Raw genomic sequence first — 15,288 nt, forward strand, 5'->3', positions numbered from 1 at the left:
GAGCACTTTTATAAGCATTCAGGGGCCACAAGGCGCCAAAAGAGGAACGCTTTATGGAAGCACTGCACAAGAAAATTCGCGAAGAAGGCATCGTGCTTTCCGACCAGGTTCTGAAAGTCGACGCCTTTCTGAACCACCAGATCGACCCGGCCCTGATGAAGCTGATCGGCGACGAATTCGCCACGCTGTTCAAGGATTCGGGCATCACCAAGATCGTCACCATCGAAGCCTCGGGCATTGCTCCGGCGATCATGACCGGCCTGAACCTCGGCGTGCCGGTGATTTTCGCCCGCAAGCATCAGTCCCTGACCCTGACTGAAAACCTGCTGTCGGCGACCGTTTACTCGTTCACGAAACAGACCGAAAGCACCGTGGCAATCTCCCCGCGCCACCTGACCAGCAGCGACCGCGTGCTGATCATCGACGACTTTTTGGCCAACGGTAAGGCGTCGCAAGCGCTGATTTCGATCATCAAACAGGCCGGTGCGACCGTTGCAGGCTTGGGGATTGTGATCGAGAAGTCGTTTCAGGGAGGGCGTGCGGAACTGGATGCTCAGGGCTATCGCGTTGAATCGTTGGCTCGGGTGCAGTCGCTGGCTGGCGGTGTTGTGACCTTCATCGAATAACGCCCGCCAATGATCGTTCCCACGCTCCGCGTGGGAATGCCTCAAGGGACGCTCCGCGTTCCAGCTTTCGAATGGGACGCGGAACGTCCCGGGCTGCATTCCCATGCAGAGCGTGGGAGCGATCAAACCTGTGCGGTGGCCTTCAGGCCGGTGAGCAGTAACCGCTGAAACACATCCTCCTTCAGCCCTTCCGGGTTGGTCAGCTGCATCCTTTCCAGATGCACCGGAAATTCCGAAGCCGCTGGTGCATCCAACGCAGCCTTGCCCAACTCCAGAATCTCCGTGAGCTTGAACTTGCTCTTCAACCAGTTCAGCGCCCGCAACAAGTCCCGTTCCTCAGCGGTGAAATCACAGCCCAGCGGATACTCCGCAAACAGATTCGAATGCCGACCCTGAATGGCCTGCAAACGCTGTGGGTGGTTGTCGGCAAAACGTGGATCGAGGCGAAAGTGCTTCGGCAATTTACCAACACTCTGCGCCTGCTCGATCAACCCTGGCTGGAAGCGTGAGTCGCTGACGTTCAGCAACGCCTCGATCACCGCCGCGTCGGTCTTGCCGCGCAAATCGGCGATGCCGTACTCGGTGACGACGATGTCCCGCAGATGCCGTGGGATCGTGCAGTGACCGTATTCCCAGACGATATTCGAACTGACTTCACCACCCGACTCGCGCCAACTGCGTAGCAGCAAGATCGAACGCGCGCCTTCCAGCGCATGGCCCTGGACGACGAAGTTGTATTGCCCGCCGACACCGCTCAGCACCCGCCCGTCTTCGAGTTGATCGGCCACGCCGGCGCCGAGCAAGGTCATGGTGAAGACAGTGTTGATGAAGCGCGCATCGAGGCGCTGCAAGCGTTTGAGTTGTTCCTGACCGTAGAGCTCGTTGATGTAGCTGATGCGGGTCATGTTGAATTCGAGCCGTTTGCCTTGGGGCATTTCCCGCAGGCGCTCATAGAAACTGCGCGGCCCGAGGAAAAACCCGCCGTGCACGCAGATCCCATCGGTTTGCACGGCCTCATCCAGCGTGCCGGCATTCGCCTGCTGCTGGGTCGGCACGTCCGGGTAAACTTTGCGCCGTACGATCCCGGCGTCGGCCAATACCAATAAGCCGTTGACGAACATTTCGCTGCAACCGTAAAGGCCCTTGGCGAACGGTTCGATACCCCCTTCGCGCTCAATCAGCTGCGCCCACTGGCTGAGATTCAGATCAGCCAACAACGCCTTGTAACCATCACTGTCAGCCTGTCGCGCCAGCAACGCGGCCGTCAGGGCATCGCCCATGGAACCGATGCCGATCTGCAAGGTACCGCCATCGCGCACCAGCGTGCTGGCGTGCAGCCCGATGAAATGATCCTGAAAACCCACTGGCATGTTCGGCGTGGAAAACAGTGTGGTTTCGTCCTTCTCGTCGATCAGCAGGTCGAAGGTGTCGAAGTCGATTTCCGCGTCCCCCGGCATGTATGGCAAATCGTTGTGCACCTGGCCCACCATCAGGATCGTTTCCCCCGCCGCCCGGCGTTTGGCGATCATCGGCAATAGGTCGAGGGTGATGTCCGGGTTGCAGCTCAGGCTCAGGCGATCGGGATGCTCGGCATGGCTGGCCACCAGTTGCGCCACCAGGTTCAAACCAGCAGCATTGATGTCCCGTGCGGCGTGGCTGTAATTGCTGCTGACATAATTCTGCTGCGCCGATGCGCTGTTCAGCAGGCTACCCGGCTGCAAGAAAAATTGATGAACGCGAATGTTGCTAGGCAGGCTGTCGCAACGCAGGTCGGCGAGAAAATCCAGTTCCGGGTAATCGCCGAACACCCGCTCGATGAAGGGTTCGAGGAAGCGTTTTTGCAAACCATCGCCTAATGGCGGGCGGCCGAGGCACAGGGCGGTGTAGATCGTCAGTTGCCGCTCGGGCCGTTGCGCGATTCGTTGATACAGTGCGTTGACGAAGTGGTTGGGTTTGCCCAGCCCCAGCGGCAACCCCATGTGGACATGCGCCGGCAACCGCGCCAGAACATCATCGACCGCCTGCTCGATAGAACACAACTGCACCATCTGATCCTCCCGCCCGCTCCATGAATTGGGGATGGACCGAGCTTGCCGGGTCTTTGCTGCAAAGCATAGCCTCAGGGGTAAATCGCAGACACAAAAAAGCCGCTCGAAAGCGGCTTTTCGTTGAAGGCCGGGCTTACTTCAGACCGGACATCTTCTGGATGGCGCCCTTGAGTTCGGCGTCTGCGCAATCGGCGCAAGTGCCTTTTGGCGGCATTGCGTTGAGGCCGGAGATGGCTTTCGCCAGCAAGCCATCAACACCGCCTTCTTTCTTGGCGCGCTCGCCCCAAGCTGCGGCATCACCGATTTTCGGTGCGCCCAACAGGCCGGTACCGTGGCAAGCGTTGCAATGTTTCGCAATCACTTCGTCAGGGGTCTTGGCACCACCACCGCCACCAGCAGATGCTGCGACTTCCATCCCCTTGCATTCTTTGCCCTGCACACAAACCTGGCCGACGGGTTCAAGACGTTTAGCAATATCGTCGTTGGTCGCTGCTTGTGCGCTGACTGCCCAAAGGGCCAATACGGTTGCTGGTGCGGCCAGCATTTTCATAATTAGGTTCACGCGTACACCCTCAATGGTGGCTAGTCACGCCTACGGCCACGGTTCGCAGGCGGGCGCAAGTATAGCGGTAAGCCCGTCACACTGAAACAACCCCAAAGTCGAAGGGGTTTTATCGTGGAGCGGAAATACAGCATGGGCGTCTGCGCAATCCGGACAGGACGCCTCTTCTCTTAGAAGTTCGCTGGTGTGGCTGCGCTGATTAGTCGCGCCGGGGCATCGAACGGATTACGGAAGCGGTGCGGCTTGGTACTTTCAAAGTAGTAGCTGTCGCCGGCTTCGAGCACAAATGTTTCGAGCCCGACCACCAGTTCCAGCCGCCCTTCCAACAGAATTCCGGTTTCCTCACCCTCATGGGTGAGCATCTCGTCACCGGTGTCGGCGCCTGGCGGGTAGATTTCGTTGAGGAACGCGATAGCCCGGCTCGGATGAGCCCGACCGACCAGTTTCATGGTCACTGCCCCATCGGAAATATCGATCAGCTCGTGGGCCTTGTAGACGATCTGAGTCGGTTTTTCCTGCAGGATTTCTTCGGAAAAGAACTCGACCATGGACATGGGAATCCCGCCCAGCACCTTCCTCAGCGAACTGATCGAGGGGCTGACGCTGTTCTTCTCGATCATCGAAATGGTGCTGTTGGTAACACCCGCACGTTTGGCGAGCTCACGCTGGGAAAGACCTTTGAGCTTACGGATCGATTGCAGTCGTTCACCGACGTCCAATGCTGGAGCCTCCAGGGATTCAGGGTTGCAGGAATATTGAGCGTTATCATGGCGACAGCGTTCAGTATTTACAACACTTGGACCTGAATCCTGTTTGGCGAAGCGACTTTCGGTCGGGAACGTTTTTCATCAGGCCCCGGAATAGAGCAGCGGCACCCGACGCAGGTTGCAGAAGATCTGGTAAGGAATCGTGCCCGCGGCCGTTGCGACGTCACTGACGAGGATATTTTTGCCCCACAACTCGACGGGCGAGCCGAGGCCGGCTTGCGGCACGTCGGTCAGGTCGATGCAGAGCATGTCCATCGACACGCGGCCAATCAACTGGCTGCGCTGCCCGGCGACCATCACGGGCGTACCGGTCGGTGCCTGACGTGGATAGCCGTCGGCATACCCCATCGCCACCACGCCAACGCGCATTGGCTTGGGGGTGACAAATTTCGCGCCGTAACCAATCGGCTCGCCGGCCGGCAGCTCACGCACGCAAATCACTTTCGATTCCAGAGTCATCACCGGTTGCAGGCGAGACGCCACGGCATTGGCCTCTTCGAACGGTGTCGCGCCGTAGAGCATGATGCCTGGGCGCACCCAATCGCTCGGAATCTGCGGCCAACCGAGCACCGCCGGCGAGTTACGCAGACTGATTTCGGCCGCCAAACCCTGACGCGCTGCCTCGAACACCGCAACCTGCTCGGCGCTGGCCTGGCAGTGCAGTTCATCGGCACGGGCGAAGTGACTCATCAGCACGATCTTCGCCACTTTGCCGCTGGCCAAAAGCCGTTGATAGGCTGCCTGGTAATCCGCCGGGTGCAAGCCAACCCGATGCATGCCCGAGTCGAGCTTGAGCCATACCGTGATCGGTTTGCTCAACGTGGCTTTTTCGATGGCGTCGAGTTGCCACAGCGAATGCACCACGCACCAGAAGTCATGCTCAACGATCAGCGACAGTTCTTCGGCTTCGAAAAAGCCTTCGAGCAACAACACCGGCGCACGAATGCCGGCCGCACGCAGCTCCAGCGCCTCTTCGATGCACGCCACGGCAAACCCGTCCGCCTCGGCTTCCAGTGCCTCGGCGCAGCGTACCGCGCCATGGCCATAGGCATCGGCCTTGATCACCGCGAGGGCACGGGCACCCGTGACTTCACGGGCGATCCGGTAGTTGTGGCGCAGGGCTTGAAGGTCGATCAGGGCACGGGCTGGACGCATGGCGGCAGACTTCTAGTCGGTCATTGGAAAAAAACCGGCGCCGGTTGACAGCGTGAACCGCCAACAGCGCCGGGAGAGGGATCTTTCTGGCTGAGCGTTATGGCAGCGCGGCAACAACCGACAGCTCGACCAGGATTTGCGGTTCGCACAGCTTCGATTCGACCGTCGCGCGAGCCGGTGCGACGCCTTTTGGCAGCCACTGGTCCCACACCACGTTCATGCCTTCGAAGTGCGCATCGATGTCTTTCAGGTAAATCGTCGCCGACAGCAGACGGCTCTTGTCAGTCCCGGCCAGATCCAGCAAACGCTCGATGTTGGCGAGGGTTTCACGGGTCTGCTGTTCAATCCCGGCGTTCATGTCGTCACCGACCTGCCCTGCCAGATACACCGTGCTGTTATGGACAACGATCTGGCTCATGCGCTCATTGGTGAGCTGGCGCTGGATTGACATGTTTTGCAGACTCCTTAAGTTTGTTGCCATAACGGGAAATATCGAGGCCTTCGGCACTGATTTGTGGCGTTCTCCTGGCTATCAGGTCAGCCAGCAAACGACCGGAACCACAGGCCATGGTCCAGCCGAGCGTACCGTGGCCCGTATTCAGAAACAGGTTTTTGAACGGCGTGGCACCAACAATCGGGGTACCGTCCGGGGTGGTCGGACGCAAACCGGTCCAGAAACTCGCCTGAGGCAGATCGCCGCCCTGAGGATAAAGGTCGTTGACGATCATCTCCAGAGTTTCGCGCCGACGAGGGTTCAACGACAGGTCAAAACCGGCGATTTCCGCCATGCCGCCGACGCGAATGCGATTGTCGAAACGGGTGATCGCGACCTTGTAGGTCTCATCGAGAATGGTCGACGTCGGGGCCATCGCCGGGTTAATGATCGGCACGGTCAGCGAGTAACCCTTGAGCGGATACACCGGCGCCCGGATGCCCAACGGCTTGAGCAATTGCGGCGAGTAGCTGCCCAGCGCCAGCACGTAGCGGTCGGCGGTTTCCAGCTTGCCGTCGATCCACACGCCGTTGATGCGATCACCGGCGAAGTCGAGGCGCTGAATGTCCTGGCCGAAACGGAATTCCACACCCAGCTTCGTGGCCATTTCAGCCAGGCGGGTGGTGAAGATCTGGCAATCGCCGGTCTGGTCGTTCGGCAGGCGCAAGGCACCGGCGAGGATGTCGGTGACACTGGCCAGGGCCGGTTCGACCCGGGCAATGCCGGCGCGGTCGAGCAGTTCGAACGGCACGCCGGACTCTTTCAGCACGGCGATGTCTTTGGCGGCGCCATCAAGCTGCGCCTGGGTGCGGAACAGCTGGGTAGTCCCCAGGCTGCGGCCTTCGTAGGCAATGCCGGTTTCGGCGCGCAATTCGTCGAGGCAGTCACGGCTGTACTCGGACAGGCGCACCATGCGCTCCTTGTTCACCGCATAACGGCTGGCGGTGCAGTTGCGCAGCATCTGCGCCATCCACAGGTATTGGTCGATGTCGGCGGTGGCCTTGATCGCCAATGGCGCGTGACGCTGTAACAGCCACTTGATGGCCTTGAGCGGCACGCCCGGCGCGGCCCACGGCGAGGCATAACCCGGCGACACCTGCCCGGCGTTGGCGAAACTGGTTTCCATGGCCGGCGCTGGCTGACGGTCAACCACCGTCACTTCAAAGCCGGCCCGTGCCAGATAATAGGCACTGGCGGTACCGATGACGCCGCTACCCAAGACCAGAACGCGCATTTTCATATCCCTCATCGCGGCTTACCGCTGACGTTTATTGTGCAGACCGAAGATGTGGGCAGTTTAAAAAAGATTAGCCAGTGCTTTTCACTATATAAGTGCCTATATTTGGCGACAATTCTCGGTAAAAACCCTTTTCACGGAGGCGCATCCCCTATGCGGACCAACACTCAGACCAAACGTGAGCTGGACAAGATCGACCGCAATATCCTGCGGATCCTGCAAGCGGACGGGCGCATTTCCTTCACCGAACTGGGGGAAAAGGTCGGTCTCTCCACCACGCCCTGCACCGAACGGGTACGGCGACTGGAGCGCGAAGGGATCATCATGGGCTACAACGCCCGCCTGAATCCGCAGCACCTCAAGGGTAGCCTGCTGGTATTCGTCGAGATCAGCCTCGACTACAAATCCGGCGATACTTTCGAAGAGTTCCGACGCGCGGTGCTGAAACTGCCCCACGTACTGGAATGCCATTTGGTGTCAGGGGACTTCGACTACCTGGTGAAAGCACGGATTTCCGAGATGGCCTCGTACCGCAAACTGCTGGGCGACATCCTGCTCAAGCTGCCGCATGTGCGCGAATCCAAGAGCTATATCGTGATGGAAGAAGTGAAAGAGAGCTTGAATCTGCCGATTCCGGATTGAGCCTAGACAGATCATTCCCACGCAGAGCGTGGGAACGATCAAACGAGGACCTGCCGGGTGCTGGCCATGTACTCATGAATCTGCTTTTCGACCCGCGGATGGATCAACTCCACCGGCCGCCGCCCGTTGGGGCATGGCAACGTCTGGGTGGTACCGAACAGCCGACAGATCAGCGGTCGTTCGTCATACACCGTACAGCCGTTGGGCCCTAGATGGACGCAATTGAGTTCATCCATCGCCGCATCCTGCTCAGCCCGGGTCTTGCGTGGCAGGCGGGACATTTCTTCGGGCGAGGTGGTCACCGGCCCACAGCAATCATGGCAGCCGGGGACGCACTCGAAGGTGGGAATTTGCTGACGCAACGTGCGAATTTTCTGACTGTTGCAGCTCATTGAAGCGGTGACCGAATGCGGAATAGACCGGGATTCTGACGCAAAAATCCCGATCCAGACAGCGCCAACCGACCGGTGTTGCCTGTGTTCGAAGCGGCGGCTCATGCTCCGTCAATTTTTTCAAACGCACGCATCAGGATGATCCAGGTGCTGGGGTGAACGCCACGCACCTGATGGGCAAGTCGGAATCCCGCAATATCAGATCCGCCAAAAAGGTCGAAGCCCCTCGTCCTGCGCCTGCTCCCGACTCAAACCGATGTCCTTCAGTTGCTCCGGGGTCAATTGCAGTAAGACCTTGCGCGTGTGCAGACGATGCCAGAACAAACCCCAGCGACCCAGGCAGGACGGTGCGTTGCGCATGACCGCCTCGCGTGCGCCGGTTTCTTGCCCTGCCGCCAGTTCCTGACTGTGTAACGTCAGCCGCACATCGCTCAAGCCGTTCATTTTCGTTGCTCCTGTTTACTTGGGAAGCCAGAGCTTTCATGATGCGCGGACGGCGAAAATCATTACAGATTCAACGAAAGCGTATTAACTCCATACAGATTTTCAGCTCAGCCTCTGAATCCCATATTTCTGCCAAATCTGTACTGGTTAACCGACTCACCCACACCGAGACTGCGCCATGACCCTTTACGTCAACCTCGCCGAGTTGCTCGGCACGCGTATCGAACAGGGCTTCTATCGCCCCGGCGACCGGTTGCCTTCGGTGCGAGCGCTGAGTGTCGAACACGGCGTCAGCCTGAGCACGGTGCAGCAGGCTTATCGAGTGCTGGAAGACGTGGGACTTGCGATGCCAAAACCCAAGTCCGGCTATTTCGTACCGGTGAGTCGTGAACTGCCGGAGCTACCCGTGGTGGGCCGGCCGGCCCAACGGCCGGTGGATATTTCGCAATGGGATCAAGTGCTGGAACTGATCCGCGCCGTACCGCGCAAGGACGTCGTGCAACTGGGTCGTGGCATGCCGGACATCACCACGCCAACCATGAAACCGCTGCTGCGCAACCTGGCGCGAATCAGCCGGCGGCAAGACATGCCTGGCCTGTATTACGACAACATCTATGGCACCCTCGAGTTGCGCGAACAGATCGCTCGCCTGCTGCTCGATTCCGGCTGCCAGTTGAGCGCCAACGATCTGGTGATCACCACCGGTTGCCATGAAGCATTGTCCGCCAGCATCCGCGCCATCTGCGAGCCGGGGGATATCGTCGCCGTCGATTCGCCGAGCTTTCACGGTGCCATGCAAACGCTCAAGGGCTTGGGCATGAAAGCCCTGGAAATCCCCACCGACCCGCTCACCGGCATCAGCCTCGAGGCTTTGGAGCTGGCGTTGGAGCAATGGCCGATCAAAGCCATACAGTTGACCCCCAACTGCAACAACCCGCTGGGCTACATCATGCCGGAGGCGCGAAAACGTGCGTTGTTGACACTCGCACAGCGTTTCGACGTGGCGATTATCGAGGACGATGTGTATGGCGAACTGGCCTACACCTACCCGCGCCCGCGCACGATCAAATCATTCGACGAAGACGGCCGCGTCCTGCTCTGCAGTTCTTTTTCCAAGACTTTGGCACCAGGCCTGCGCATTGGCTGGGTCGCACCGGGCCGTTATCTGGAACGGGTGCTGCATATGAAGTACATCAGCACCGGCTCCACCGCGACGCAGCCGCAAATGGCGATTGCCGATTTTCTCAAGGCCGGGCACTTCGAACCGCATTTGCGGCGGATGCGTACGCAATACCAACGCAATCGTGACGTAATGATCGACTGGGTAACCCGCTATTTTCCCGCTGGCACCCGGGCCAGCCGTCCGCAGGGCAGCTTCATGCTATGGGTCGAACTGCCGGAGGGCTTTGACACGCTGAAACTCAATCGGGCGCTGCATGACCAAGGCGTTCAGATCGCCGTCGGCAGTATCTTTTCCGCTTCGGGTAAATACCGCAATTGCCTGCGAATGAACTACGCGGCCAAACCCACACCGCAGATTGAAGAAGCAGTGCGCAAGGTTGGCACGGCAGCCATCAAACTGCTGGCAGAAACCGACTGACCTTTCTTCGGGATCCGGCGTCCATATAACTAACAAGGCCGCCAACGGAACATGCTCCGTGAGAATCAGACAGCCCCTGCTTGCTCTTCTGTTGCTCGCCTCGTTCCTGGGTGGCTGTGCGACGCTCGACGTTCCTCGCGAACCGAGTCAGGCCCTACCGGCAGCAGACTCGGCGTTCGGCCGCTCCATCCAGGCCCAGGCCGCCCCCCATCAGGGCCAATCGGGCTTTCGCTTGCTCTCCGACAGCGCCGAGGCCTTCACCGCCCGCGCCGAGCTGATTCGCAACGCCCAAAGCAGCCTGGATCTGCAGTACTACATCGTCCACGACGGCATCAGCACACGAATACTGGTGGGCGAACTGCTCAATGCCGCCGACCGCGGCGTGCGGGTGCGGATTCTGCTCGACGACACCACCAGCGATGGCCTGGACCGGATCATCGCGACCCTCGCCGCCCACCCGAAGATTCAGATCCGCGTGTTCAACCCGCTGCACCTGGGCCGCAGCACCGTCGTTACGCGAACCATGGGCCGATTCTTCAACCTGTCGCTGCAACACCGGCGCATGCACAACAAACTGTGGGTGGCGGACAACAGCGCGGCGATCGTTGGCGGGCGCAACCTGGGGGATGAGTATTTCGATGCCGAGCCAAAAATGAATTTCACCGACATTGATATGCTCAGTGTCGGCCCGGTTGCAGAGCAGCTGGGGCATAGCTTCGACCAGTACTGGAACAGCGCTCTGAGCAAGCCGATCGAGCAGTTTCTCTCGATCAGGTCGACAGCCAGGGATCTGAAAAATACCCGAATCCGACTGAATGAGTCCCTCGAAGAAACGCGCAAACAGAATCATGCGCTCTATCAACAATTGATGGCCTACACCACTCACCCGCGCCTGGATGTCTGGCGTCGAGAGCTGATCTGGGCCTGGAACCAGGCGCTATGGGACGCACCGAGCAAGGTGCTGTCCAAGGGCGAGCCGGCTCCGCACTTGCAGCTGACCACCCAGTTGGCACCCGAGCTCAATGGGGTCAACAAAGAGCTGATTATGGTCTCGGCCTACATTGTGCCCGGTCAACCGGGGCTGGTGTACCTGACCGGTCGCGCCGATGCCGGCGTGTCAGTCAGGTTGCTGACCAATTCACTGGAAGCCACCGATGTTCCGGTCACACACGGTGGTTATGCGCCTTATCGCAAAGCCTTGCTGGAGCATAGTGTGCAGCTGTTCGAATTACGCCGCCAGCCCGGCGATAACGGCGGCAGCGGCAGCGGCAGCGGACCGAGCCTGTTTCACAGCGGGAGCAGTTACCGCAGCTCCGACTCCAGCCTGCACAGCAAGGCGATGATTTTCGACCAACAGAAAGCCTTCATCGGCTCGTTCAATTTCGACCCGCGCTCGGTCCTGTGGAACACCGAAGTCGGGGTGCTGGTAGACAATCCGCAGCTCGCCGGACGGGTGCGCGAACTGGCACTGGAGGGTATGGCACCGCCCCTCAGCTATCAGGCACGGCTGGAAAAGGGTCAGCTCGTCTGGGTCACCGAAGATGACGGCAAGCCGCACACATTGACCAAAGAACCGGGGGGATGGTGGCGGCGTTTCAATTCATGGCTCGGCAGCGTGGTCGGCCTGGAGAAGATGCTGTAAACACGGCCCTGTGGCATTCAGGCCGGTTCGGCAATGGTGCCAAACGCCCCTTGCCGCGACACTAGAATCACCAACCCCAGCGCGCCCGCCGCCATCAGCAACGGCAAGGCATGCCCGCTGATCCATTGGCTGCCGGCACCCGCCGCCAATGGCCCGATCAGGCAACCAATGCCCCAGAGCTGCGCGATGTGGGCATTAGCGCGCACCAGGGCATCGTCGCGATAACGCTCTCCGATCAGGATCAGCGACAAGGTGAACAATCCGCCGGCACTGGCGCCAAACAGCACCCACAGCGGCCAAATCAGCAGCGTATCGATCAGCAACGGAATCGCCAGGCTCGACAGCAACAAGAGCATCGCACAGCCGGTGAATAACGTACGCCGCGACAAGCGATCGGCCAGCGCGCCAATCGGCAACTGCAGCAAAGCATCACCCACCACCACCGTGCTGACCATCGCCAAGGCGATTTCCGTCGTGAAGCCCTGACGCAGACAGTAGACCGGCAGCAAGGTCAGGATCATCGCTTCGAACGCCGCGAACAGCGATACCGCCCAGGCAATCGCCGGCAAGCCGCGGCAGAAGGTCAACAAGTCACCGAGGGTGACGCTGCAGGCTTCGCTGGTAGGTGCGCCGCCGCGCCCCAGCAGCAGCAACGGAGACGTCATCAGCAAGCCGACACCGACCCAGAAGCCGTAATCGTGCTCGGTGCCCAACGCACCCAACAGTAACGGCCCGGCCAGCTGACTCAACGCGTAACTGCTGCCATACAGTGCCACCAGCCGACCGCGCCATTGCTCGACCACCAGTTGGTTGATCCAGCTTTCACCGAGGATGAAGACGAGGGTCAGGATCACTCCGATCATCAACCGCAGCGCCAGCCAGACCGGATAGCTCGGCCACACTGCCAGCAAACCGATGGATACCGCACCGGCCCACAGGCACAGGCGCATCAAATTGGCCGTGCCAAGACGGGCCGCGAGGTGGCTGGAGATTTTCGCCCCCAGCAGCACACCAATGGCCGGCATCGCCGCCATCACGCCGATCGCGAACGAGCCGTAACCCCAGCCTTCCAGACGCAGCGATACCAACGGCATGCTGACCCCCAGGGCCAGGCCGACACTCAAGACAGACGCCAAAACGGCGAAATAAGTCGCCCAACGCATATTCCACACTCCTGTGGATATTTTATGTGCAGCGCAAAGCAATGTGGGAGCGAGCCTGCTCGCGATGACGGAGCAACATTCAACATTGACGTCGACTGTCATACCGCTATCGCGAGCAAGCTCGCTCCCACAAGGGATCTATGTTGCGTCGGGCCTCGATATGAACCGAGGCCCGCTACACATTACAACTTGATCCAGGTCGCCTTCAGCTCGGTGTATTTGTCGAACGCGTGCAGCGATTTGTCACGACCATTGCCGGATTGTTTGAAGCCACCGAACGGTGCGGTCATGTCGCCGCCGTCGTACTGATTGACCCATACGCTACCGGCACGCAAAGCCTTGGCGGTCAGGTGAGCCTTGGAGATGTCGGCGGTCCAGACTGCAGCGGCCAGACCGTATGGCGTGTCGTTGGCGATCTGGATGGCTTCTTCAGCGCTGTCGAAGGTGATCACCGACAACACCGGGCCGAAGATTTCTTCCTGAGCAATTTTCATCGCGTTGCTCACGCCATCGAAAATCGTCGGCTCGACGTAGGTGCCACCGGTTTCCTGAAGAATGCGCTTGCCGCCGGCCACCAGTTTGGCGCCGTCGGTGTGACCGGATTCGATGTAGGACAACACAGTGTTCATCTGCTGGGTATCCACCAGCGCACCGACATTGGTTGCCGGGTCCAGCGGGTTGCCCGGCTTCCAGGTTTTCAGGGCCTCGATCACCAGCGGCAGGAATTTGTCCTTGATCGAACGCTCGACCAGCAGGCGCGAGCCAGCGGTGCAGACTTCGCCCTGGTTGAAGGCGATGGCACCGGCAGCGGCTTCGGCGGCGGCTTGCAGGTCCGGCGCATCAGCGAACACGATGTTCGGGCTCTTGCCGCCAGCTTCGAGCCAGACGCGCTTCATGTTCGATTCGCCGGAGTAGATCAGCAGTTGCTTGGCGATCTTGGTCGAACCGGTGAACACCAGGGTGTCGACGTCGTTATGCAAGGCCAAGGCCTTGCCGACGGTGTGACCGTAGCCCGGCAGCACGTTCAGCACGCCTTTCGGAATACCGGCTTCAACCGCCAGCGCCGCAATGCGGATCGCGGTCAGCGGCGATTTTTCGGAAGGCTTGAGGATCACCGAGTTACCGGTGGACAGCGCCGGGCCGAGTTTCCAGCAGGCCATCATCAACGGGAAGTTCCACGGCACGATCGCACCAACCACCCCGACCGGCTCGCGAGTCACCAGACCCAGCTGATCGTGCGCAGTGGCGGCGACTTCGTCGTAGATCTTGTCGATAGCTTCACCGCTCCAGCTCAGGGCTTGCGCCGCGCCGGGAACGTCGATGTACAGGGAATCGCTGATCGGCTTGCCCATGTCCAGGGTTTCGAGCAGGGCCAGCTCTTCGGCGTGCTGTTTCAGCAGGCCGGCGAAACGAATCATGGTGGCTTTGCGTTTGGTCGGCGCCAGGCGCGACCAGGCGCCGGAATTGAAAGTGGCGCGGGCGTTGTCCACGGCACGCTGGGCGTCGGCGGCGTCACAGCTGGCAATCTTGCCCAGCAGACGGCCATCGACCGGGCTGATGCACTCGAAGGTATCGCCAGAGACGGCATCGGTGTATTCGCCATTGATGTAGGCGCGGCCTTCGATCTTCAGATCGCGAGCCCGTTGTTCCCAGTCGGCACGAGTCAGGGTGGTCATACGAGTGTCCTCCTCTTATTGAATACGAGTGCCCCGCGTTCTATGCGGGCGCTGTCAGGAATGCTGCCCGGCCAGCCTACCTTTCGGCCTAGACAACCGTCACCCTAAACCAGCGGCCCTACTTGTTTCAATATATTTGACATAAGGTCGGAAAACGGTCTTGAAGTGTTCATTTTAATAAACATAGACTTTAGGCTTTCCAGCATCTGTCCAGCCACTCGCGCCGCAATCACGGGGAATGATAAGAATGAACATCCAAGACATCGTTGATTTCAGCCAGGCCAACACCCTACCTGATCGCTATCGGCCAGACCCGGCAAAAGTCCTCAAGGGCGCCCCAGAGCAAGCGGTGTACAACCACTACAACAGCCCGTGCGGCCAGATGAGTACAGGTGTCTGGGAAGGCCAAGTCGGCCAGTGGCTAGTGAACTATACCGAGCACGAATACTGCGAAATCGTTCAGGGGGTTTCAGTACTGCGCGACAACGATGGCAACGCCAAGACTTTGCGCGTGGGCGATCGCTTCGTGATCCCGGCCGGATTCAAGGGTACCTGGGAGGTATTGGAGCCTTGTCGCAAGATCTACGTGGTGTTTGAACAGAAGGCCTGACACGCGCGATATATAGATACCGCACCCTGTAGCGCTTTCGGTCATATACGGTATGCAAAGCATCTCATTGGCCAACGCCTGACACGGGTAATCAAGGAGCAAGCACGCGTTGAGGCGAACGCGATCAGTGTTGTGGTCAATCGAGTGGCGCGAGATGTTGAATACAACCGCCTGCAAATCCTCACGGATTTCGACCTGTTTATCACCGATATGTATTGCGGCTGAACAGGG

General features: G+C 59.6%; 15 protein-coding genes. 5 read left to right on the plus strand and 10 right to left on the minus strand.

What is annotated here, in order from left to right; all coding sequences use genetic code 11:
* Positions 1–53 precede the first annotated feature (53 nt).
* Entirely contained in the window at positions 54–626 is a 573-nt protein-coding gene (locus LOY56_RS25775; protein ID WP_020799401.1) for a xanthine phosphoribosyltransferase, read from the plus strand.
* A 122-nt stretch (positions 627–748) separates the two neighbouring features.
* On the opposite strand, the gene LOY56_RS25780 is transcribed toward LOY56_RS25775, so the two are convergent.
* The 6 genes from LOY56_RS25780 to dadA all read right to left on the minus strand — a co-directional run bounded on the left by LOY56_RS25780 (position 749) and on the right by dadA (position 6,885).
* Positions 749–2,674 carry an acetyl-CoA hydrolase/transferase C-terminal domain-containing protein gene (locus LOY56_RS25780; protein WP_258618154.1) on the minus strand — a complete coding sequence of 642 codons (1,926 nt, stop codon included), beginning with the start codon at positions 2,672–2,674 and terminating at the stop codon, positions 749–751.
* Between the two features lie 133 nt (positions 2,675–2,807).
* Positions 2,808–3,224, minus strand: a complete 417-nt coding sequence (locus tag LOY56_RS25785) for a cytochrome c5 family protein (protein ID WP_258622890.1) — start codon at positions 3,222–3,224, stop codon at positions 2,808–2,810.
* Positions 3,225–3,406: 182 nt separating this feature from the next.
* Positions 3,407–3,955: a cupin domain-containing protein gene (locus tag LOY56_RS25790; RefSeq protein ID WP_052964500.1), complete on the minus strand. Its 549-nt coding sequence runs from the start codon at positions 3,953–3,955 to the stop codon at positions 3,407–3,409.
* A gap of 129 nt (positions 3,956–4,084) precedes the next feature.
* Complete coding sequence (gene alr, locus LOY56_RS25795; RefSeq protein ID WP_258618155.1) at positions 4,085–5,158, minus strand: alanine racemase; 1,074 nt, start codon at positions 5,156–5,158, stop codon at positions 4,085–4,087.
* Between the two features lie 97 nt (positions 5,159–5,255).
* Positions 5,256–5,609 (minus strand): RidA family protein, encoded by a 354-nt coding sequence (locus LOY56_RS25800; RefSeq protein ID WP_258618156.1) that lies wholly within the window; start codon positions 5,607–5,609, stop codon positions 5,256–5,258.
* The gene (gene dadA, locus LOY56_RS25805) at positions 5,581–6,885 is read right to left on the minus strand and encodes a D-amino acid dehydrogenase (RefSeq protein WP_258618157.1); all 1,305 of its coding nucleotides are present in this window, start codon (positions 6,883–6,885) and stop codon (positions 5,581–5,583) included. The genes LOY56_RS25800 and dadA overlap by 29 nt, the downstream gene beginning before the upstream one ends.
* A 156-nt stretch (positions 6,886–7,041) precedes the next feature.
* On the opposite strand from dadA, the gene LOY56_RS25810 reads away from it, so the two are divergent.
* A complete protein-coding gene (locus LOY56_RS25810; protein ID WP_003206849.1) occupies positions 7,042–7,530 on the plus strand; it encodes an Lrp/AsnC ligand binding domain-containing protein in 489 nt (162 codons plus the stop codon).
* Between the two features lie 38 nt (positions 7,531–7,568).
* Here LOY56_RS25810 and LOY56_RS25815 read toward each other — a convergent pair whose 3' ends face one another.
* Entirely contained in the window at positions 7,569–7,922 is a 354-nt protein-coding gene (locus tag LOY56_RS25815) for a YkgJ family cysteine cluster protein (RefSeq protein WP_258618158.1), read from the minus strand.
* A gap of 198 nt (positions 7,923–8,120) precedes the next feature.
* Positions 8,121–8,366: a DUF1127 domain-containing protein gene (locus LOY56_RS25820; RefSeq protein WP_258618159.1), complete on the minus strand. Its 246-nt coding sequence runs from the start codon at positions 8,364–8,366 to the stop codon at positions 8,121–8,123.
* Between the two features lie 178 nt (positions 8,367–8,544).
* Between LOY56_RS25820 and LOY56_RS25825 the strand changes: the two genes are divergently transcribed.
* Positions 8,545–9,966: a PLP-dependent aminotransferase family protein gene (locus tag LOY56_RS25825; protein ID WP_258618160.1), complete on the plus strand. Its 1,422-nt coding sequence runs from the start codon at positions 8,545–8,547 to the stop codon at positions 9,964–9,966.
* Positions 9,967–10,024: 58 nt separating this feature from the next.
* Entirely contained in the window at positions 10,025–11,608 is a 1,584-nt protein-coding gene (locus LOY56_RS25830; RefSeq protein WP_258618161.1) for a phospholipase D family protein, read from the plus strand.
* A gap of 17 nt (positions 11,609–11,625) precedes the next feature.
* Here the strand turns inward: LOY56_RS25830 and LOY56_RS25835 are convergent, their stop codons facing one another.
* On the minus strand, positions 11,626–12,771 hold the full coding sequence (locus tag LOY56_RS25835) for an MFS transporter (RefSeq protein ID WP_258618162.1): 1,146 nt from the start codon (positions 12,769–12,771) through the stop codon (positions 11,626–11,628).
* Positions 12,772–12,953: 182 nt separating this feature from the next.
* Positions 12,954–14,447 (minus strand): aldehyde dehydrogenase, encoded by a 1,494-nt coding sequence (locus tag LOY56_RS25840; RefSeq protein ID WP_258618163.1) that lies wholly within the window; start codon positions 14,445–14,447, stop codon positions 12,954–12,956.
* Between the two features lie 247 nt (positions 14,448–14,694).
* Between LOY56_RS25840 and LOY56_RS25845 the strand changes: the two genes are divergently transcribed.
* Entirely contained in the window at positions 14,695–15,057 is a 363-nt protein-coding gene (locus LOY56_RS25845; protein ID WP_258618164.1) for a cupin domain-containing protein, read from the plus strand.
* Positions 15,058–15,288 lie beyond the last annotated feature (231 nt).

Origin of the sequence: Pseudomonas sp. B21-048 (assembly GCF_024748615.1) — a bacterium.
GTDB lineage: Bacteria > Pseudomonadota > Gammaproteobacteria > Pseudomonadales > Pseudomonadaceae > Aquipseudomonas.